Origin of the sequence: Roseovarius spongiae (assembly GCF_003651245.1) — a bacterium.
In the GTDB taxonomy this organism is placed as follows: Bacteria; Pseudomonadota; Alphaproteobacteria; order Rhodobacterales; family Rhodobacteraceae; genus Roseovarius; species Roseovarius spongiae.
On the sequence record NZ_RAPE01000009.1, the window covers coordinates 19,580 to 38,006 of the forward strand.

Consider the following 18,427-nt stretch of genomic DNA (forward strand, 5'->3'; position numbering starts at 1 on the left):
TGGCATTGGTCAGCGCGCGCCCGGAAAACGCAGACCGGCCAAACCCCGATCCGCGACGCCCGGCCCAAAGCCCGCTTTGACTTTTCAGGCGGCTTGTTCTGACGTCATGGCGGCTTCCTGCCCCACGATCCGGGCCAGAATGCTTCCCGTGTCGATCCCGTCCCCATGCGGCAGGAACACCCGCAACTGAAAGGCGATGATCTCCGTGAAACATCCCATTGCCTTGAGGCCGTCGATCATGCCCTTGTCCACGCCACCCAACTCAAGGCGCATCTCGCCTGCGACCCGGCGACGGGTCAGGGTCAGACCCCGGCCCAGATCGACAGGTGCGGTGGCGCCGAGGGCGGCGGTCAACATCTCCTGCGGCGTTTGCGGATTGGAGACGAGGAAGCGGGCGCGCAGCGCGGCCGCACCTTCCTCGCTCAGCGTGCGCCCGATCATGGCTTTCGCCCCATCGGGCGTGACCCGGTAGATGCGCTCATTGGTGGTCGGAATGTCCTTCCAGATCGGCAACAAGAGCCCGGTCAGCAGGTAAAGCTTGGTCGTGGTGGTTTTTGGCAGAGACGCAGCCTCGGCATCCCAAAGCCGTGCGAACTCGGGCCTGTCGATCTCTTCCCAGGCCGAGGACTCGAACCGCGCCTCCTCGAGGTAGCTGGACCCGTTTGGCCTCACCGCCTTGCGCATCAGCGTGACAATGTCCTCGTCATACATCTGCATGGGGCGCGCCGAGATGAGCGCCGCGCGGCCGGAGGCGCGATTGATCATCGGCAGCTTATCCGGATTGCGCGACATGGCCTCTTCGGCCCCAAGAACGTGGACTGGGTCGGTGACCTCCAGTCCGATGATACGCGTCACGGCGCCGGATTTCGGGCAGGTCCAGAGATCCTCCGTGGAGACCTGTTCGATCTTTTCGCCGCGCAGGGTTTCCACGCCGAAATCGAGCGTACCCGCCGCCCTTGCCCGTTCGGTCTGATCGGCAATCCGCCTCATGAACTCGGCAAACAGTGCATTCTGCATGTGGATGGGCAGGGCGAGAACCCGGTTGAGAAACCGCTGGATCGGGGGAAGCTCCTCAAGGAGCACCCCGTCCTTGTCGATCAGCCGCAAGGCCGTCCAGTCGGTGAAGCTCTCGTAGCTCATCGCCTTGGCCCGCCCGGCGGCAAGATCGGCGTAATAGCCACGCAATGCCGCCCGCGCGATCGGGCTTTCGAGATTGTCCTCCTCGCGGAACATGCCCTGCGAGCCGGTTTCGCGCTGGCCCTTGGTCAAGGCCCCCAGCTGGTCGAGGCGCTTGGCTATCGTCGAGGTGAAACGTTTCTCGCCATGCACATCGGAGGTGCAGACCCGAAAGAAGGGCGCGCTGACCTGGGCAGAGCGATGCGTGCGGCCCAGCCCCTGGATGGCCGCATCCGCGCGCCAGCCGGGCTCCAACAGGTAGTGCCGCCGCCGTTTCTGGTTCTTCGCCGTTTGCGCCGCGTGATAGGACCGGCCCGTGCCACCTGCATCGGAGAAGATCAGGATATCCTTCTCACCGTCCATGAAGGCTTGGGTCTCGGAGGAATTGCTGCTGGCGGCGCGCTTCTCGATGAAAAGATGACCATCCTCGGCCTTGAGGGGCCGGATGGACCGCCCCGTGACTTCTGCCACGGCCTCGTCGCCAAAGGCCCAGAGGATCTGGTCGAGCGCCGAGGGGATCGGGGCGAGCGTCATCAACTCCATCATGGCCGCATCTCGCAGGGCGAGCGCCTCGCGCGAGACGACGAGCGCGCCGGTCTCATCCCGCAAATGTTCCGCCACCATGTTGCCGTCGATCTCCACGAGCTTTTGGGCATGGATCGGGAAAGCCTGTTCGAGGTAGCCCAGCACGTAGTCGCGAGGCGTCAAGGCGCCCTCAACGAGTTCATCCTCCGGGTCCATCGTCTCAAGCCGGCGTTTCAGCAGACTCTCACCTGTCGAGACAACCTGGATGACGCAAGCCTTGCCCGCCGCCAGATCTTCCTTGATTGCGCGGATAATGCTCGGGGCTTTCATGCCCATAAGGAGGTGGTTGAAGAAGCGCTGCTTCGTGCTCTCGAAGCGGGACTTGGCCGAGGCGCGTGCGGCCGACGCATTGGTCTCGCCAGAGGCGTCGTTGACGCCGGTCGCTGTCAGCGCGGCTTCGAGATTGTGGTGGATCGTCCGAAACGAAGTCGCATAGGCGTCGTAGATCTCGATCTGGGCCGGGGTGAGCGCGTGTTCGAGCACGTCATACTCTACGCCGTCGAAGCTGAGGGCGCGCGCCGTGTAGAGCCCGAGCGTCTTGAGATCGCGCGCGACCACCTCCATGGCGGCGACACCGCCAGCTTCCATCGCCGACACAAAGCTCTCGCGGCTTGGGAAGGGGTATTCGGGGCCTTTCCCCCAGAGACTGAGACGTGCGGCATAAGCGAGGTTATGCACGCTCGTGGCGCCCGTGGCCGAGATATAGAAGACGCGAGCGCGCGGCGCGGCCAGTTGCAGCCGCAGGCCAGCAAGGCCCTGCTGGGAGGGTTTGACCCCCCTGCCCTGCTCGGACCCTGCCGCGTTCTGCATGGCATGGGCCTCATCAAAAGCGAGGACGCCGTCAAAGTCTTCACCCATCCAGGCGAGGATCTGGCTCAGTCGCGTGGTGCCGCATTTGCCCGCGGACCGCAGCGTGGCGTAGGTGACAAAAAGGATACCGTCGCCCATCGGGATGGACTGGTCCGGTTTCCATTTGGAGAGCGGCTGGATGTCGGCGGGCGAGCCGCCAAGATCGATCCAGTCGCGGATCGCGTCCTCGATGAGCGTGGCGGATTTGGAGACCCAGATCGCCTTCCTGCGTCCGGCCAGCCAGTTCACAAGGATGAGCCCCGCGCATTCGCGCCCCTTGCCGCAGCCGGTGCCGTCGCCGAGGAAATAGCCAAGGCGATAGGCACTTGCGTCTGGATCATCATCGGCGCGCGTCAGCTTGGTCTGGTCGTCATCGATGATAAACCGACCGGGCAGGTCGCGCCCTTGAGCATCATGTGCCATGATGATGGTTTCCAGCTGCGCCTCGGAGAGATCTCCCTCCTCGATCAACCGTGCGGGCAGGCGCAAGTCATCACTGCCCGTGTTTGAGGGCACCGGCGGCGCGACCGATGCCATGGCGATGCTTTCGACCAGCGGCGTGGGATGTTCCTGCGCACCCGCGATCCCGATCCGCTGTGGGCGGTAGCGCGCATAGATGTCCGAGATGGGCGTGTTGTCGCGCGGGATATCAAGGCTCGTGAAAGTTAGCGGGACAACGGCATTGGCCCGGGGTTTGGAGGCGGCGACAGGCGCAGCGGCGGTCTTGCGCGGGGCAGATGATGGAACGGTCGGCCGAGCATGAGGGATCGCTTCAGCCCGTTGGGCGGGGCGCATCTCGGGCCGGGTTGCGGCCACGGCGTCGACAAAAGGAAGGGCTTCATCCAAGCCCCGGACACTGGCGCGGATCATCTCGCCGTCCTCCTGCACCTTGTCGAAGACCATCAGCTGGGTTTCGACAGAGGTGCCGAGCTTGCGGTAGACCTGCCCCGGCATCGTCAACGCCAATCGCGGCGTCAGGAGGCCGCAGGCGCGGGACCAATGCGCGGCATCGCGTTCGGGCGTGAATCCCAGCGGCATGATCGCGACCAGCCGTCCGCCCGGTGCCAGACGCTTCGCGGCCGCGATGAGATGCTTGGCGGCGATGTGTTTGTCTCGGGATCGATCGACCGAGGAGGCGAAGGGCGGATTCATCACCACGACGTCGGGTAGAACCGGCGTCTGCAGCAGATCGTCGATATGCTCGCCGTCATGGCCCGTCACCTCGCCACCGAAGAGGGCCCGCAGGAGGCGTTGGCGAAAGGGGTCGATTTCATTGAGCAAAAGCGTAACACCGGCCCGGGCGGCGAAAGCAGCCAGGGCACCCGTACCAGCCGAGGGCTCCAGCACGGTCTCGCCCTTGCGGATCGCCGCGGCCCGCACCGCCATGGTCGCGAATGCCAGCGGTGTGGAAAACTGCTGCAGCCGGATCTGCTGCTCCGACCGACGCGTTTCCGTCAGGAGCCGTGAGGCAAGCAGCCTTGCAGCGGCGATGTCACCTGCTGCACCGTCCCCACGCAGCAGCACCTGGATGGCCGCGGCCTGCATCAGGTCATATGCCATGCGCCAGTCCCAGGCACCGCCAGCATCGCTGCCATGAAACGTCTCGCGCATGATGCGCGCGAGCGCTGAACTGCGCAGGGGTTGGTGGTCGACCTCCGCGCCGATCTGCGCGAGGGCAGAGGCGAGGTTAGCGTCGGATTCAACAGGATTGGGGAGCGTTGAGCGGGGCTTGGACATGGGGGTTTCCTTTGGATCAGGGTCTGAGTTCCAAAGGAAAAAAGCCCGCTCTACACTTTGAAGGCGTAGAGCGGGCAATTTCTTAGCGGGGGGCCTGCACCCCGATCATGGCCACTGCTGCGCAGCATGAAGAACGCGCAAAATGGTCACCATCTCAGGGCCTTCAACATAAACCACGATGTAGTTTGGCCGAACAACCATCTCCCGCGTCCCATCGACACGGCCCGCGCGGTACATTTGAGGGCGGTCTGGAAGGAGGGACGTCTTGTGTTCAATCTCATCTTTGAGAACTTGGGCGGCATCCGGGTTGTCGTCAGAGATGTAGTCAATGATTGCCAACAAGTCGGCGATGGCCGTGGCTTTCCATTCAAGATCGGGCCCATCAAGATTTGGCAAGGCGCTTCCCGTCAATCAATGCTTGGGCGTCTTGCATCGCCTTGGCATGGGGCGTTGTGGGGCTTGGATCGTCCAGCGCTTCCTGTACCTTCGCCCGGAACCAGGCGTCATAGGCATCCGGATCAGCGGTCAATCCGGCAGGCAATCCGCCTTCTGCGGCCACGCGGGTCAGAAGAATGCGCACCGCATCGGAGAGCGTCAGACCGACGCCCGCAAGTGCGTCCGAAGCCTGTGCTTTCAGCTGATCGTCAACACGGACATGAAGCATGGATGTTTGGGCAGGCATGGGTGGTCCTCCAGTTGATGGGAATGATGTATCTCATTTGAGATACGATTTCAAGTCGGCAGTATGTGTGCGCGTGGTCCCGTGGTGTTGTCTCAGCGGGAAACTCAGCCACCCTGCCCCGCCAGAAACTCCGCCAGCACAGGACTGGCCTCGCCCTTTGCGGAGCTGAGCAGCTCCGAGCCCGCAAGCGAGGCCTTCGACAGGCGTACGAGCCCACCGGTTTCCTCGATGCGGTAGCAGCGGCGTTTCTGCCGGCCCCGCCCGTAGTGGGTCGCGGTGACGATCTGGCAGGTGCTGCCATCGGTGAGCGTCACAGGGGTGGCGAGCCTGATCTTGTCGCCTTCCTCGTAGTCCGGAATCGACGCCCAGTCCCGACAACGCTGGCGCCAGGCATGGGCATAGCTCTCTGGGTCCTTCAATTCTGAGAGCAGCGACAGCAGGCTGAGCGGGGCGCGAGACTCGTTCGGGCCAGCACTTTCCTCCATGTCCTTGTAGCCCCAGCAGCCGTCATCGTATCGCGTGAGGAAGACAGCCCCGAAAGTGATGGAACCATCCGCATCGGTGACATAGGTCGCGTCCTCGACCGGGGTGCCGCCAAGGTTGGAGACCTTTGCCGCCGCGTACCAAGTCGAACCCACCTTGCAGGCTTTGACCAGTTCCGTCTTGCGCCTTTCGCTCTCGAAGGTGCAGAGCCGGGCGATTTCCGCTTTCTCATCCGCATAGGTCTGGACGCGGCGATCGGTATAGAAGAGCCAACCCATCACGCCGCCCTCCGGTCATCGATTTCCATCAGCGCATCGAGCGGCACGCGGTAGGGCTGCATGGCGTCGAAATCCTCGCAATTGCCGCAGTTCTGCACGATCGCGAAGGTGTCGCAGGCATCCTTGAGGATGACCCGGAAGGTGCCGCCAAGGCCTGAGGGCACCTCGTAGGTTCCGCCGATGAGATAGTCCGAGGCCCGCCGCACGAAGACGCGGATGCTGTGGCCATCGGTGGCGAGCCGGATGGCCCCCTGCCCCCGGTCGATGAGCACCTGCACGTCGTCGAGGATGTCGGTGTAGAACTGGCCGGTCAGATCGCGAAACGCCATGCGGCGCTGCGCCATCCAGTCGGTATCCCGAAACGGGTTCATGCCGTCGGCGAAGGCGAAGGAGGGATCGGCCTGTTCGGTGGTGACGATACGGGTGGTCGTGCCATCGATGCCGTTCGAGCGCAGATGCACGCCATTACCAACGATCAGGATCAGGGCAGGTCTGTCCACGGGCCCGTTCCAGTTGGGCAGGAAGGTTTTGCAGGCGCGCGCATGCGCGATTTGCGCTGCAACAGCGGAGGCAGAGAACTTGAGAATAGCCATGGGGATGTCTTTCCGTTGGGTGTGGGAGGGTCGACCCGCGCGGGCGGCATGGCCCAAGCGCGGGTCGCGTGATGGCTCAGGCCGCTTGCGCGACCTCGCTGTCAGGCTCCGGGGTTTCCGACGTGGGCGCGTCGTCGAGCGCGACCCCGGCGGTCTGCATCATCGGCGGGCACCAGGTGGCCACGGCAGCGCGCTGCGCGTCGGTGAGCGTGGCGAAGGGTTCAGCGAAGAGCTTGTCGCAGAAAGCGACGATCTCCTTCTTGCTCGACGAGGCCAGCGTCACCGCCTCTTGGGCCAGACCCAGATCTTCGCCGAGGATCTTCAGCAGCCAGGCCTTCTTGAAGCGGTTGAAGAGGGCCGCGTTCGGTGTCCAATGCGCGCGAATGTCGGGCATGATCTCGATCTCGAACTCATGCATCAGGCTGTCGCGCTGGCGGTCCCGCGCGAAGCAGGACTGCGCGGTGCTGGCCGTCGCAAAGGCGATGAGCTTGGCCTTCTCCCCTGTCTCGAGCGCGCGAAACGCCGCGAACTGATCGGCGGGCGCGCGGGTGTCATCGAGCCACGAGAGGTCAAGCGCATCATGCGCCGTCGCCACCTGCTCAAGAGAGGTCTCGTCGATCTCGTCCAACTTGGCATGGCTGCGGTATTCCTTGCGGGCCTCGACCTTGATCGCCTGTGTGACACTCATGCCGCTGCTCAAAACGTCGCTAACCAGCTTGAAGAGCGTCAGATCGAGCGTGGCCTCCGGATGCAGCGCCATCGCGGCGCCAAGGGCCATGGCCCGCTCTGTCTTGAGATCCTCAGCCAGCGACGCCGGGTAGCTGATCTCGCCGGCGTCCGGGGCCTCCTCCCCCGTCGGGCTAGGCGAGGAGCCGCGCGCGCCTTCCTCTTTCACGGTGTCTTCCGGGCGGACGAGGCCAACATGGAGCGTGATCTGCCCACCCTGCCACGACGCGATCACCCCAGACCGCGCCAGGTCCTCGGCGCTGTAGGCCTCCTGCAGGTCGCGGGCTTCCTCTTCCAGAGCGTCCACGCGGTCGTAGAGGGCATTGTAGGCACCGTCCTCGAGCCCCTCATCCTCCATCTCGAGCTGCAATTTCTCGAGCTCGGCGGTGATCTTATCGATGCGCTTCTGGGCGGCCTCGTCGGGCTCAACGGGGCCGGGATAGACGCGACCGTAGTCGGCCATGGTCGCGTAATCATAGCGGACCATCGCATCGGCCCAGGCAAAGCCCAGCCTCATACGGGCCTCTTCGGCAGCGGCACCGAGCTTCTCGAGCAGGATGGTCTCGACCAGCGCCGCATCCTCAAGCACGGAATGCTCTTCCAGAAGGTCAGCCGCGACGGCGCCACCCCGCGCCTCGTAGTCCGCGCGCACGAAAGCCCCGATATCATCGCTGACCTGCACCCCGCGGGATTTGAGCGCCTGTCGAACGGTATAGGCCTGCAGATAGCCTCCGTCCTTCGTGAGCGCCTCGAAGACCTCGCGCTGCGCCTCCTGGCTCGGGTGCTCGGCGAAGGCCTTCATCGTGTCGAGCGTGATCACCTTGCCCCGGGCCGCGGCGCGGATGTCGGGGTGGATAAGGCCATAGCGCAACCGGCCTTTCACGGCGGCCACCGTGGTGCCGAAGGTCTTTGCGATGGTCTCGGGCGTCTGGCCGTCCACCTCCATCATCCGCGCGAAAGCCTCGAACTCGTCGATTGCGTTCATCGGCGATTGGGTGATGTTCTCGGCGAGCGACAGGGCCGTGGTCACGTCGCAATCCTCCGGCACAAGGCGGCAGTCGATCTTCGTCTTTGCCGTGAAGCCCTTCGCAGCCTTGTCCGCGACCAGCTCGTTCAGCGCCGCGTGACGCCGGCCACCGGCGAGCACGGCGTACTTACCGTCGATCTTCTGGACGAGTATTGGCTGGAGCAGGCCGAGCACGGCGATACTGGCCTTCAGATGGGCGATGTTCTCAGGGTCATAGGTTTCCGGGGAGTTGCTACGCACATTGGCGGGATGCGGGACCAGATCGCCGATGGCGACGGTGAGAGGGGCAAAGCTTGTGGTCATGGGATATCCTTCCAGGTGGGTGAGGTGTGGCCCGCGCGCTCACGCGCGTGACCAATCCCCGGCTTCAGGGATCACCACGACAAAAGGCCCACTTTCCCTTTGAGGGGTCAGTGGGCCTTCATCGCTTGGAGTGTCAGGGGGGGTGTCCCCTGCCCTACCAGTCGCGCGCCAGCATGATGGTCAGCACGCGCATGGTGGTGGCAGGATTGTCCGGGGTCTCAGCCCCGTAGCGGAAATCCGAATCTGCCTCATAGAGATCGATCTTCCAGAACACGGTCTCGCCTCGGATCTCGACCGCGCCAAAATCGTGCCAGCCTTCCGGGTCATTCTCAGGCTCGAACGTGGCAAACTCACCGGTTGCCTTCACCGCCTCGGCCATGAAGCCGTCACCGGCCTCCATAAGCGAGCGGGTGACATGCATCCGACCCTGGATGGGTTGCGCGGGCGGCACCCCAAGGCAGGCGAGCTTGCGGAATGAGTCGTTCAGTGCGGCGATCACACTCGGATCTGGACGGTCTGTCTGGGGGTGTGCGGTACTGGTCATCGGGCTTTCCCTTGAGATGTTGAAACACCCTTCCCAAAGCCCGCTTTTCCTTTTCCGGCTCGCGGCAGGACCGAAGCGGAAGGGCCTCTACCCGAACAGCCCCTTGGGTCGGTAATTCGGGTTGGGGATGGTTTCGATCCAGCCGCCCTGGTCCGTGATGTTCTCGAGCGCTGCCGAGAGCGGATACGCGCCCTCGGACGGGCTCCACCAATAGGCACCGCGTTTGAAGGTGATGATCTTGCGGCGGCCGTCGTTGAGTTCGCGCCGGTCCGCGAAGCGGCAAACTGTCCGGGGGACAGTTTGAGGCAAGAACGGGCGGAGCCCGGCCAACCGCAGCGTCTTGGGTTCCTTGCGTGACATGGGCGTCTCCGTTCTCCCTTTGGTCAGGCGGCCTCGGCGCTGCGCCCTGCCCTGCCCGCCTCCGATCTGGCGATCAGGTAGTCGCAGGCACGTTGCGCGTCCGCGGCGTGCCGGAAGATCGCGCCCTTGTCCGACCGAAGAACGCGCAACCAGTTGTGGAGGTAGGCGGCATTCATCTCGAGCGTATGCGCTGTGAAGCCGAGCGTCTGACCCAGGAACACCGAGGTCAATTCCGCGACGATCTCCTCGCGCGCGTAAGAGGTGTTGCCGAACTTCGAGAGACCAAAATTACGGTTCAGTCGATGGGGGGCTTTCGTGGCATGGGCCAGCTCATGCGCCCAGACCCCGTAGAAATTGCGCGGGTCCTGGAACCGCGTGATGGATGGCATGTAGACCTTGTCCACGGGGGGCAAATAGTAGGCTTCTGTCCCCGTGAAGACGGTCGTGATGTCGATGGCATCGAAAAACGCCTGCATGTGCGGGATGGGCTCGGACGGCAGATGCTCGGGCGCAGGCTCCGGGTCGGGGTAGAAACTGTCGGGCAAGCCCTCGATCTGGCAGGCATTGAACACGCGGTAGGATTTCTGGAAGCGGAAGATGCGGGCTTCCTCGGAGCGATCATCACCATCGCTGCGGTCGTCCTCGCCGCCCGCGTCTTTCCGGCTTTGACCGTAATAAACAACGACAGAAGACTTCTCGCCCTTGCGGACCTTTGCATCCAACGCATTGGCTTGCGGCAGCGTCATCCAGAAAGGTGAGCTGTGGCCCGCCATCACGGTCCGCATCGTCAGCAGAAAGTTGTTCACCCCCTGGTAGGGTTCACCGCCCACACGCAGGGGACGAGAGCTGCCACCTGCGGTCCAGGGCTTGCGCCACGGCAGAACGCCGCGCTCGATGATGCGGATGATTTCGTTCGTGATGACCTCGGAGGCATCGAATTTGGGCGTGCGGGATCGGGCCATGGCTGGCCTCCTTTCGAGTGTTGGTGAGAAAGATTGAGAATCAGGTTGAGCGACTGTTGCGCGGATCGTTGGCGATCCTGGCACCGAGCGCTTCGACCATGTCGATGTAGGTAGTGAGTGAAACGGACGTGCCGGGACCCGAAGGGTTAAGGTCGTCCGATCCGTCCCGTTTCACGCACGGCAGGTCAGCGAAGCCGATCGCATCGGTGACGGGTCGGATATCGATGAACGGGGTCCCTCGTGCGACCGCAAGAGTGGCCAAGGGAAAGCGCTCGATCGGCGCGAAGGTTGAAACGGTGGTCCAACCGAGATGGAGGAACGTCCCACCCTCTCCGCAGATCACATGCGCGTTTGGCAAAGTCGCCGCCTGTCTGAGATGGCCGAGATCACGCATGACGGTCTCGCTTTCGAGCCGCTTCGCCAGCCCCAGCTGACCGGTTCGGCGAAGCTCTCGATGCCGCCACCAGGAGGCAGCGGTTGCGCGGAGCACGCGCAAGACACCTGTTTGCATCGGAATGCCCTTCATCAGGAATGACAGACCGGAATCCGGCCCGGACCCATCTGAGGGATCCCAAAGGCCCTCATCCGTCAGTCACAAAACCCGAAGAACACTTTCACTTTTCCTGGGTACGGACCCTGTCCTTCTCAAAACCAACGGGCCCTCAACAAAATGCTCAAGACCGTGTCGTCTCCAGAAGCCTTTGATTTGGCACAGCCAATTCAGATCGGCAGGCAGGGTCGGCAACGCATATAGGCAGAAATCTCCCTAAAGGCCTGCCTACAACTGTCCACACGGTGCATTTTTCGATCGTGAAGCGTCACGTTGCCTTACGGCCAAGTCAGCAATAGAAGCAGTATTTGAGGTGCAGATCTCTTGCCCCCGCCTTCTCGACCATGCCGCGCAGATATCCGCCCGGCGAGGCAACCTCACCCGTGCTATGCTTTTCGAACACGAGCGCAAACGCCGCCGTTGCCACCTGTGTGCCCATTCGCTCCTGCGCCACGTTCCAGGCATGCTCCGAAATTCCCACCATCGGCCTGAGTGGTTCAGCAACCCGATGCAGATCACCCCAATCCTTGAAAAATCCGCCCGTGTTGCGCACCCAAGACGCGAACTCAGGACACGCCTGCATGATTGCCGGCCGATCGAGAGCGGTCCGGTTCTTGCGCAAAGCCGGGCAGGAACAACGCAAGAAGCACGATGGTTGCACCGGACACCCTATTGGGTTTCGGCTCCAGCACCGCACCGAGATAAGCGATTAGGGCCGCGAGCGCCACGTGCCAGCCAGCCCGCATCATGCCGAGGGCGAAACTGACTTAGCTCAAGGCCGGGCCGGACAGGCTTATCGACCCATCCTTTCGTTGTTCGCAGGCGGCAACGAGGCAAGCGGAAGCCCGCCGTTTCTGCCACATTATGGCCTGGTGATGTTCGTTATGCCTGACTTCTGCCGCGCTCAGGACTATCTATTCGACAACACTTGAAGCGGAGCGAGCTATGAGATTTTCTCGAACACTGGCCGTAATGGCGATTGCTGCCGTATCGATGGCCGCCGTGCCTGCATCGGCAGACCCTGGGCGCGGCAAGGGCAAGGCGCACGGCGACCACCACAACGGATTTGCAGGACATTGCCCGCCGGGACTTGCAAAAAAGAACCCGCCCTGTGTGCCGCCGGGGCAGGCACGCAAGTCCTATAATCACTACGGCTCCAGAATCGGGGACGTCCTTCGCATCGGTGATTACGTGGTTATTCGCGATCCCCGTAGGCTAAATCTAGAACCGCGTGACGATTGGCGCTATTATCGCGAGGGCAACCGCGCCTATCGGGTTGATCGTGACACCAGAAAGATCCTCTCCGTCATCAACCTTATCGATGCCTTCACAAACTGAGCCGTCGGCGTTGATGATCGGCTCTGACACAGTTTTGGTGCAGATTGAAAATCTGCCGCCGTACTCATCCGACTTGAACCCAATCGAAATGGCGTTCTCGAAACTCAAAGCGCACCTGCGGCGGGCCGGGGCCAGAACATTCGACCAGATGTTCGACGCACTCGCGGAAGTCTGCGATCTGTCCACACCGCAGGAAAGCTGGAATTACTTCTGCGAAGCAGGATATGGATCAAGTTAACGGCTCGATGCTCTAGAGGATCGCGGTAGACCGGATATCCTCGGCGGCGAAGTCGATCAGTGCGCGGATCTTGCGTGGCAGGGTCCGACCCTCTAGATAGACCGCGCTGACAGGACCGCTGTCGCCTCCGAATTCCTCCAGCAAGGGGACCAGAGCGCCGGTCTCTATGGTGTCGCGCAAGGCGAACCGCGGGATGTTGGCGATCCCCAAGCCGCCGACGGCCAGATCCATGGCAGCGCGCGCCGAGTTGACCTGAAAACGCCCCTGGATCTGAACAACTGTCTCGGTCCCGTTTCTTTCGAAGACCCATCTGTGCGGAACCCGCCGGTTGGTGTCCACAACACAGGTATGGTTGGCGAGGTCTTCGGGCGAGCCGGGTTTCCCGTGTGCTCGGATATAGTCCGGGCTGGCCACCAGAAGACTGCTGAAGGTGCCAAGCCTGAGCGTCTTGAGCGACAGCATCTCGGACCGGCCAATGCGAAAAGCCAGGTCGATGCCGTCGCTGGCCAGATCGGCATAGCGGTCATCGAGTCGCAAATCGAGCGTAAGAGCCGGGTTCTGCCGGGCAAACCGTGCCAGCATCCCCGTAACGTAAACTTCGCCGAACGTCACAGGAGCTGAAATGCGAATGACGCCGGTCAGGCCGCGCGATCCTTCGGCAACGCTGCCGAGCAGGTCATCGAGATCATCAAGGAGCGCGGGCGCCCGCGCAATCAGCTCCTCACCCGCCGGCGTCAGCCCCACCTTTCTTGTCGTCCGCTGAAGCAGTCGCACGCCAAGGCGATGCTCGAGCTCGGCCACATATTTGGAGGTCAGTCGGTTCGACACGCCGAGTTGACGGGCAGCCGCAGTGAACGAGCCAGTCTGCGCGGTGGCCACGAAAGCCCGGAGTTCGTCGACGATGTCCAAGGCAAATCACTTAGTACATTTTGCGGATAGTCATTCTCTATAGTCGTCATTTCATTGATTGATGGCAAGGTGCATCTTCCTGACAGATCAAACAGCGCGTGAAAGCGCGCACTAAAAGGAGCAAGTCATGAAAATCGCAATCATTGGCAACGGCAATGTCGGATCCGGTCTGGCAAATGTCCTGAGCAAAACGCAACATCAGGTCGGGACCTTTGGCCGCGCCGACGATGTGGCAAACGCCGTGAATGAGGCCGATATCGTTATTCTCGCGACCCCCTATGGGGCGGCTGCCGAAATCGTCGAACAGGCAGACTTCACCGGCAAGATCGTCATTGATGTGTCCAACCCCGTCACCGAGGATTTCTCGTCCCTGCAACTCGGCACCACCACGTCGGCCGCCGAGGCGATCGCTGCGCTCGTTCCGGGAGCGTTTGTCGTGAAGGCCTTCAACACGATCTTCGCCCAACACTATGCCGGGGATCTCAAGCTGGACGGTCAACCGTTGCAGACCTTTGTTGCCGCCGACGACGAGACGGCGCGCGACACCGTCAAAATGCTGGCCGCAGAGGCCGGGTTCGAGCCGGTCGATGCCGGCCCCCTGGCCACCGCCCGTCAGCTCGAGCCGCTTGGTTTCCTGAATATCCAGTTCGGCTATGTGCTCGAAAAAGGCACCGAGATCGCACCGCGCTGGCAGTTTTCTGCCTGACCCAACCTCCCGAACAAAGGAAAAAGACAATGTCCAACGCAAACCATCATAACCCGCCTCAATCACCGGTGATCCCCGGTGTGGCAAATGCCGATCTCGCCGCAACCATCCTGCGCGTTGCGCTGGGAATCCTGTTCATCGCCCATGGCTGGCTGAAACTCGTGATCTTCACGCCGGCGGGAACGGCCGCCTTCTTCGAAAGCCTCGGCTTTCCGGGAGCACTCGCCTATCTCGTGATGGCCGCCGAGCTTGCCGGCGGCGTGGCGCTGATCCTCGGCGTCTGGACCCGCTGGGTGTCGCTCGCGTTGGTGCCGGTCCTGCTCGGCTCGATCTACGCGCCGCATGGCGCGGCCGGTTTCTTCTTCTCGAATGAAGGCGGCGGCTGGGAGTATCCGGCGTTTTGGGCGATCACACTGGTCGTGCAGGCCCTGCTGGGCGACGGCGCCTATGCGCTCAAGCGCAGCCGGATCTGATCCGATCCGTCTTCATAGTGCGGGGCAAACTGCCCCGCACGCTTCCGCACAGGAGTTTCACGATGACCACCGCAACGGAAACATTCGAGATGACTGCCGCGCCGATCCGCATTGATACCGTTCGGCTCAGGGTGCGGGATCTGGATGCCGTTACGTCCTTCTACCGTGATGTTCTGGGGCTGGTGCCGCTGGCAGAAGCCGGAAGCAGCGTGACGCTGGGCACCGAAGAAACGCCGCTGCTGCATCTTGACGGCGACCCGTCGTTTCGTCCGCGCGATCCCAGGCAGGCGGGTCTGTTTCACACCGCCTTCCTGTTGCCGTCGCGCGGCGATCTGGCCCGCTGGTTCGGCCATGTCACCGAAACGGACACGCGGCTGCAGGGGGCGTCGGATCACATCGTCAGCGAAGCGCTCTACCTGGCCGATCCCGAAGGCAATGGCATCGAGGTTTATGTCGACCGACCGCCAAGCCAGTGGCGCGATCGCGCGGGCGATATCCGCATGGCAACGGACCCGCTGGACCTCAAGGATCTGATGCGCGCGGCGCAAGACCGGACTTGGGCCGGTTTCCCGAAAGGCGGCATCATCGGCCACGTTCATTTGCAGGTCGGCGACACGAAAGAGGCGGATCGCTTCTATCACGACACGCTCGGCCTCGACATCGCCGCAACCTATCCCGGCGCGAGTTTCTACGGCAGCGGCGGCTATCATCACCAGCTGGCAGGCAATACCTGGAACAGCCGCGGGGCGGGGCCGCGGGACACCTTCGAGGCGGGCCTGGGCGAAATAACCCTCGGCGTCGATCCCTCGGCGCGGCAGGCGATCATGCAGCGCCTTGGCGGCGACCGGGTTGCCGATCCCTGGGGCACCGCCTTCGCGCTGGCGCAGTAAGGTGCTTTGCGAACCTGATAGTAATAAAGGAGACAAGACATGCTTGTGAATGGAAAATGGGTCGAGGACTGGCAGCCTGTCCAGAAGGCCGATGAACAGGGGCGTTTCGTGCGCCAGGTTTCGGAGTTCCGGAACTGGATCACAACCGACGGGCGTCCCGGGCCTACGGGCGAGGGTGGTTTCGAGGCCGAGGGCGGGCGGTACCGGCTTTATGTCGCGCTGATCTGCCCTTGGGCCTCGCGCACCCTGATCGCGCGCCGCCTCAAGGGGCTTGCGGATCTGATCCCGGTCACGGTAGTCAACCCGACGCTGACCGATCAGGGCTGGCGGTTCGGCGGCTATCCGGGCGCGGATGAGGACCCGCTTTACGGGTCGAGATACATGCATGAACTCTATACCCGTGCCGATCCGCATGTTTCGGGCCGCGCTACCGTGCCGGTGCTGTGGGACATGAAGCGCGGCGTCATGGTGAACAACGAAAGCGCCGATATCCTGCGGATGTTCGATACCGCCTTCGAAGCAATCGCCCCGTCAGATATCCGCCTCTATCCTGCCGATTTGTCCGAAGAGATCGACGTGCTGAACAGGCTGGTCTACGAAAATCTCAACAACGGGGTCTACAAGGCCGGGTTCGCCTCCAGCCAAGAGGCCTATGACGAGGCCGTCTCGGGGGTGTTCGCGATGCTGGACCAGCTGGAGACGCGCCTCGGTGACGGCCGCCCGTATCTGTTCGGCGACAAGCTGACCGAAACCGATATCCGTGCTTTCGTGACGCTCATCCGCTTCGACGCGGCCTATCACGGACTGTTCAAGACCAACCGCCGGCAAATCGCGGATTACCCGCGCCTTTCGGCGCATATGGAGCGTGTGCTGCGGTTGCCGGGCGTCGCGGAGACGGTCAACATGGATCACATCACGCGAGGCTATTATTCGATCAAGGCGTTGAATCCGACGGGCATCCGGCCGGCCGGCCCGGCGCATGTCCGGCGTTTGCTTGACGTAGTCGCGGCCGACTGACAGCACCTGCTTGCTCGGCATTGAGATCTGCGCGTTATCGCACAGCAGATGTCACATCCTCGCCAATAACGATTTCGCCTCCAAGGCCCATCTTGGATGCATAAGGACAAAGGAGCCTCTCATGACGTTCAGACCGGTCGCATCCACCAGCAGAGCACAACCCGCACTGGAAGGTGCGGGCGTGCATCTGCAGCGCGTATTCGGATTCGACGATCCGTCGTTGACCGATCCGTTTCTGATGATGGACGATTTTCGCAACGATGACCCACGGCTTTACTCCAAGGGTTTCCCCTGGCATCCGCATCGCGGGATCGAAACGATCACCTATGTTCTGGACGGTCAGGTCGAACATGCCGATTCGCTTGGAAACCGCGGCCTGCTCGGCCCGGGCGGCGTTCAGTGGATGACCGCCGGATCGGGCATCGTGCATCAGGAAATGCCTGCGGGCAACGCCAAGGGCCAGATGCACGGCTTCCAACTCTGGGCCAACCTGCCCGCATCGCTCAAGATGACGGCGCCGCGCTACCAGGACATTACCGCCTGCGACATCCCCGTCGAGGGCGATGACGACGGCACGGTGGTCAAGGTGATCACTGGCTCGTTCTGGGGCAAGACCGGCCCGGTGGACGGGATCGCGGCCAATCCGATGCTGCTCGATGTCTCGGTCCCAGCCGGGCGGCGTAAGGTGCTTCCGGTGGACACGCGGGCCAATGCGCTTGCCTATGTCTTTGCTGGCTCCGGCACGTTCCGCGATGCCAGCGATCCTGTAGGCATCAAGGTTGAAAAGGAATATCGCGGGACCGAGTTGAACATCCGCGACCTGACCGGAAACCGCACGTTGGTCCGTTTCGGATCCGGCGACGAGATCACGGTTCAGGCTGGCGACGAAGGCATCCGTTTCCTGCTGGTGACCGGCAGACCGATTCAGGAACCTGTCGCCTGGCATGGCCCCATCGTGATGAACACCCAGAAGGAATTGCGCCAGGCACTCCTCGAACTGAACAACGGCACCTTCATAAAGCACGCGTGAGGATGCCGCCTGATACGAAAAACCAACCAACTGAAAAGGAAAAGACAATGGCACAGCCCAAGATCGCAATTATCTTCTACTCGACCTACGGAACCAACCATGCCGTCGCCTTGGCGGCGGCAGAGGCAGCCCGCGACGCAGGCGCAGATGTCCGCCTTCGCCGCGTTCCCGAGACGGCCCCGAAAGAGGTTGTCGAGACCCAGGACGCCTGGAAAGCGCAGCTGGACAAGATGGGCGATATCCCCGAAGCGACGGCCGACGACATGGAATGGGCCGATGGCTATTTCTTCTCGACACCGACCCGGTTCGGCGTGGCCGCCAGCCAGCTTCGGGCCTTCGTTGATACGCTGGGCGGGCTCTGGGGTGCCGGCAAGCTGGCCGACAAGACCTTCACGGCCACGACGAGCGCCCAGAATCCGCATGGCGGTCAGGAAGCGACCATTCTCAGCCTCTACACGACGGCGATGCATTGGGGCGCCATCATTGTCGCGCCGGGTTTTACCGATCAGTCGATCTATGACACCGGCGGCAACCCCTACGGCTTCTCGACCAACGCCAATGGCTTTGACGATGCCGGCAAGGCGGCAGTGGCCCATCAGGCGAAGCGCCTGGTCGAGATGACCGCAAAGATCACCGGCTGATCGAGACGGCAGATCGCGGGCGATATCGCGGCGCAAACCAGCCCGCCCCACCGCCCGCGAAACCGGCCACACGCAGCAAAAATATCAGTTCGTGGGACAAGAAGACTGCTGTTGCGAAGTCGTTAATGTCGTTTTGCACAAATAAGTTCAGCAGTTTTTTACCCTTCGGCAGGATCAACTGCAACCGGCGGGGCCGTCGCGCACCGCCTCGACCCGGATATCGCCGGTCTGCAACACCCGGCTGCGGCTGCGCGCGTAGCGACCTTTCACGTTGGCTGCGAGTGGTAAAGCGTGCCGGTAGCTTGGGACTGCCGTCGGTGTAGCGAATGA

At 62.6% G+C, this 18,427-nt stretch carries 20 protein-coding genes and 1 pseudogene; 8 read left to right on the forward strand and 13 right to left on the reverse strand.

Going from position 1 to position 18,427, the window contains the following annotated elements; genetic code table 11:
• Window positions 1–84: 84 nt before the first annotated feature.
• From D6850_RS18520 to repC, 11 genes are all read right to left on the reverse strand, one after another.
• Entirely contained in the window at window positions 85–4,347 is a 4,263-nt protein-coding gene (locus D6850_RS18520) for a strawberry notch family protein (protein WP_121169108.1), read from the reverse strand.
• 105 nt (window positions 4,348–4,452) lie between these two features.
• Complete coding sequence (locus tag D6850_RS18525) at window positions 4,453–4,743, reverse strand: type II toxin-antitoxin system RelE/ParE family toxin (RefSeq protein WP_121169109.1); 291 nt, start codon at window positions 4,741–4,743, stop codon at window positions 4,453–4,455.
• Window positions 4,730–5,029 carry a type II toxin-antitoxin system RelB/DinJ family antitoxin gene (locus D6850_RS18530; protein ID WP_074838673.1) on the reverse strand — a complete coding sequence of 100 codons (300 nt, stop codon included), beginning with the start codon at window positions 5,027–5,029 and terminating at the stop codon, window positions 4,730–4,732. Before D6850_RS18530 ends, D6850_RS18525 begins: the two co-directional genes overlap by 14 nt.
• Before the next feature lie 104 nt (window positions 5,030–5,133).
• Window positions 5,134–5,790 (reverse strand): DUF6927 domain-containing protein, encoded by a 657-nt coding sequence (locus tag D6850_RS18535; protein WP_121169110.1) that lies wholly within the window; start codon window positions 5,788–5,790, stop codon window positions 5,134–5,136.
• Window positions 5,790–6,383 carry a hypothetical protein gene (locus D6850_RS18540; protein WP_009503761.1) on the reverse strand — a complete coding sequence of 198 codons (594 nt, stop codon included), beginning with the start codon at window positions 6,381–6,383 and terminating at the stop codon, window positions 5,790–5,792. The genes D6850_RS18535 and D6850_RS18540 overlap by 1 nt, the downstream gene beginning before the upstream one ends.
• Window positions 6,384–6,459: 76 nt before the next feature.
• The gene (locus D6850_RS18545; RefSeq protein ID WP_121169111.1) at window positions 6,460–8,439 is read right to left on the reverse strand and encodes a ParB/RepB/Spo0J family partition protein; all 1,980 of its coding nucleotides are present in this window, start codon (window positions 8,437–8,439) and stop codon (window positions 6,460–6,462) included.
• A gap of 154 nt (window positions 8,440–8,593) precedes the next feature.
• Window positions 8,594–8,983, reverse strand: coding sequence for a DUF3768 domain-containing protein (locus D6850_RS18550; RefSeq protein ID WP_121169112.1), 390 nt, complete (start codon window positions 8,981–8,983; stop codon window positions 8,594–8,596).
• Between the two features lie 87 nt (window positions 8,984–9,070).
• On the reverse strand, window positions 9,071–9,343 hold the full coding sequence (locus D6850_RS18555) for a DUF6330 family protein (RefSeq protein ID WP_121169113.1): 273 nt from the start codon (window positions 9,341–9,343) through the stop codon (window positions 9,071–9,073).
• 23 nt (window positions 9,344–9,366) lie between these two features.
• Window positions 9,367–10,305, reverse strand: a complete 939-nt coding sequence (locus D6850_RS18560; protein WP_121169114.1) for an ArdC family protein — start codon at window positions 10,303–10,305, stop codon at window positions 9,367–9,369.
• Between the two features lie 40 nt (window positions 10,306–10,345).
• Entirely contained in the window at window positions 10,346–10,831 is a 486-nt protein-coding gene (locus tag D6850_RS18565) for a hypothetical protein (RefSeq protein ID WP_121169115.1), read from the reverse strand.
• 313 nt (window positions 10,832–11,144) lie between these two features.
• Entirely contained in the window at window positions 11,145–11,438 is a 294-nt protein-coding gene (gene repC / locus D6850_RS18570; protein WP_281272601.1) for a replication initiation protein RepC, read from the reverse strand.
• A 389-nt stretch (window positions 11,439–11,827) separates the two neighbouring features.
• Between repC and D6850_RS18580 the strand changes: the two genes are divergently transcribed.
• Window positions 11,828–12,193, forward strand: coding sequence for a hypothetical protein (locus D6850_RS18580; protein WP_245964265.1), 366 nt, complete (start codon window positions 11,828–11,830; stop codon window positions 12,191–12,193).
• Window positions 12,194–12,245: 52 nt separating this feature from the next.
• Window positions 12,246–12,431 (forward strand): annotated as a pseudogene (locus D6850_RS18585) (transposase); the annotation flags it as partial.
• A gap of 12 nt (window positions 12,432–12,443) precedes the next feature.
• Here the strand turns inward: D6850_RS18585 and D6850_RS18590 are convergent.
• On the reverse strand, window positions 12,444–13,340 hold the full coding sequence (locus D6850_RS18590) for a LysR family transcriptional regulator (protein ID WP_121169118.1): 897 nt from the start codon (window positions 13,338–13,340) through the stop codon (window positions 12,444–12,446).
• Between the two features lie 127 nt (window positions 13,341–13,467).
• On the opposite strand from D6850_RS18590, the gene D6850_RS18595 reads away from it, so the two are divergent.
• The 6 genes from D6850_RS18595 to wrbA all read left to right on the forward strand — a co-directional run bounded on the left by D6850_RS18595 (window position 13,468) and on the right by wrbA (window position 18,097).
• Complete coding sequence (locus D6850_RS18595; RefSeq protein WP_121169119.1) at window positions 13,468–14,046, forward strand: NADPH-dependent F420 reductase; 579 nt, start codon at window positions 13,468–13,470, stop codon at window positions 14,044–14,046.
• A 29-nt stretch (window positions 14,047–14,075) separates the two neighbouring features.
• A complete protein-coding gene (locus D6850_RS18600) occupies window positions 14,076–14,519 on the forward strand; it encodes a DoxX family protein (RefSeq protein ID WP_121169120.1) in 444 nt (147 codons plus the stop codon).
• An 89-nt stretch (window positions 14,520–14,608) separates the two neighbouring features.
• Window positions 14,609–15,409, forward strand: coding sequence for a VOC family protein (locus D6850_RS18605; protein ID WP_245964266.1), 801 nt, complete (start codon window positions 14,609–14,611; stop codon window positions 15,407–15,409).
• Between the two features lie 39 nt (window positions 15,410–15,448).
• Window positions 15,449–16,426: a glutathione S-transferase family protein gene (locus tag D6850_RS18610; protein ID WP_121169122.1), complete on the forward strand. Its 978-nt coding sequence runs from the start codon at window positions 15,449–15,451 to the stop codon at window positions 16,424–16,426.
• A 121-nt stretch (window positions 16,427–16,547) separates the two neighbouring features.
• Window positions 16,548–17,456, forward strand: coding sequence for a pirin family protein (locus D6850_RS18615; protein WP_121169123.1), 909 nt, complete (start codon window positions 16,548–16,550; stop codon window positions 17,454–17,456).
• A gap of 47 nt (window positions 17,457–17,503) precedes the next feature.
• Entirely contained in the window at window positions 17,504–18,097 is a 594-nt protein-coding gene (gene wrbA, locus D6850_RS18620; RefSeq protein WP_121169124.1) for an NAD(P)H:quinone oxidoreductase, read from the forward strand.
• Here wrbA and D6850_RS19595 read toward each other — a convergent pair.
• Window positions 18,087–18,281, reverse strand: a complete 195-nt coding sequence (locus D6850_RS19595; RefSeq protein ID WP_166434130.1) for a hypothetical protein — start codon at window positions 18,279–18,281, stop codon at window positions 18,087–18,089. The two genes, wrbA and D6850_RS19595, sit on opposite strands and share 11 nt — an antisense overlap.
• Window positions 18,282–18,427 lie beyond the last annotated feature (146 nt).

What these genes read in the sequence shown, in the direction of transcription:
- D6850_RS18550 (WP_121169112.1), bottom strand. Translation starts at nt 8,983, where the DNA reads ATGACCAGTACCGCACACCCCCAGACAGACCGTCCAGATCCGAGTGTG.
- D6850_RS18600 (WP_121169120.1), top strand. Translation starts at nt 14,076, where the DNA reads ATGTCCAACGCAAACCATCATAACCCGCCTCAATCACCGGTGATCCCC.
- D6850_RS18595 (WP_121169119.1), top strand. Translation starts at nt 13,468, where the DNA reads ATGAAAATCGCAATCATTGGCAACGGCAATGTCGGATCCGGTCTGGCA.
- D6850_RS18530 (WP_074838673.1), bottom strand. Translation starts at nt 5,029, where the DNA reads ATGCCTGCCCAAACATCCATGCTTCATGTCCGTGTTGACGATCAGCTG.
- D6850_RS18555 (WP_121169113.1), bottom strand. Translation starts at nt 9,343, where the DNA reads ATGTCACGCAAGGAACCCAAGACGCTGCGGTTGGCCGGGCTCCGCCCG.
- D6850_RS18545 (WP_121169111.1), bottom strand. Translation starts at nt 8,439, where the DNA reads ATGACCACAAGCTTTGCCCCTCTCACCGTCGCCATCGGCGATCTGGTC.
- D6850_RS18565 (WP_121169115.1), bottom strand. Translation starts at nt 10,831, where the DNA reads ATGAAGGGCATTCCGATGCAAACAGGTGTCTTGCGCGTGCTCCGCGCA.
- D6850_RS18615 (WP_121169123.1), top strand. Translation starts at nt 16,548, where the DNA reads ATGACGTTCAGACCGGTCGCATCCACCAGCAGAGCACAACCCGCACTG.
- D6850_RS18610 (WP_121169122.1), top strand. Translation starts at nt 15,449, where the DNA reads ATGCTTGTGAATGGAAAATGGGTCGAGGACTGGCAGCCTGTCCAGAAG.
- D6850_RS18535 (WP_121169110.1), bottom strand. Translation starts at nt 5,790, where the DNA reads ATGGGTTGGCTCTTCTATACCGATCGCCGCGTCCAGACCTATGCGGAT.
- D6850_RS18520 (WP_121169108.1), bottom strand. Translation starts at nt 4,347, where the DNA reads ATGTCCAAGCCCCGCTCAACGCTCCCCAATCCTGTTGAATCCGACGCT.
- D6850_RS18580 (WP_245964265.1), top strand. Translation starts at nt 11,828, where the DNA reads ATGGCGATTGCTGCCGTATCGATGGCCGCCGTGCCTGCATCGGCAGAC.
- repC (WP_281272601.1), bottom strand. Translation starts at nt 11,438, where the DNA reads ATGCAGGCGTGTCCTGAGTTCGCGTCTTGGGTGCGCAACACGGGCGGA.
- D6850_RS18540 (WP_009503761.1), bottom strand. Translation starts at nt 6,383, where the DNA reads ATGGCTATTCTCAAGTTCTCTGCCTCCGCTGTTGCAGCGCAAATCGCG.
- D6850_RS18605 (WP_245964266.1), top strand. Translation starts at nt 14,609, where the DNA reads ATGACTGCCGCGCCGATCCGCATTGATACCGTTCGGCTCAGGGTGCGG.
- D6850_RS18560 (WP_121169114.1), bottom strand. Translation starts at nt 10,305, where the DNA reads ATGGCCCGATCCCGCACGCCCAAATTCGATGCCTCCGAGGTCATCACG.
- wrbA (WP_121169124.1), top strand. Translation starts at nt 17,504, where the DNA reads ATGGCACAGCCCAAGATCGCAATTATCTTCTACTCGACCTACGGAACC.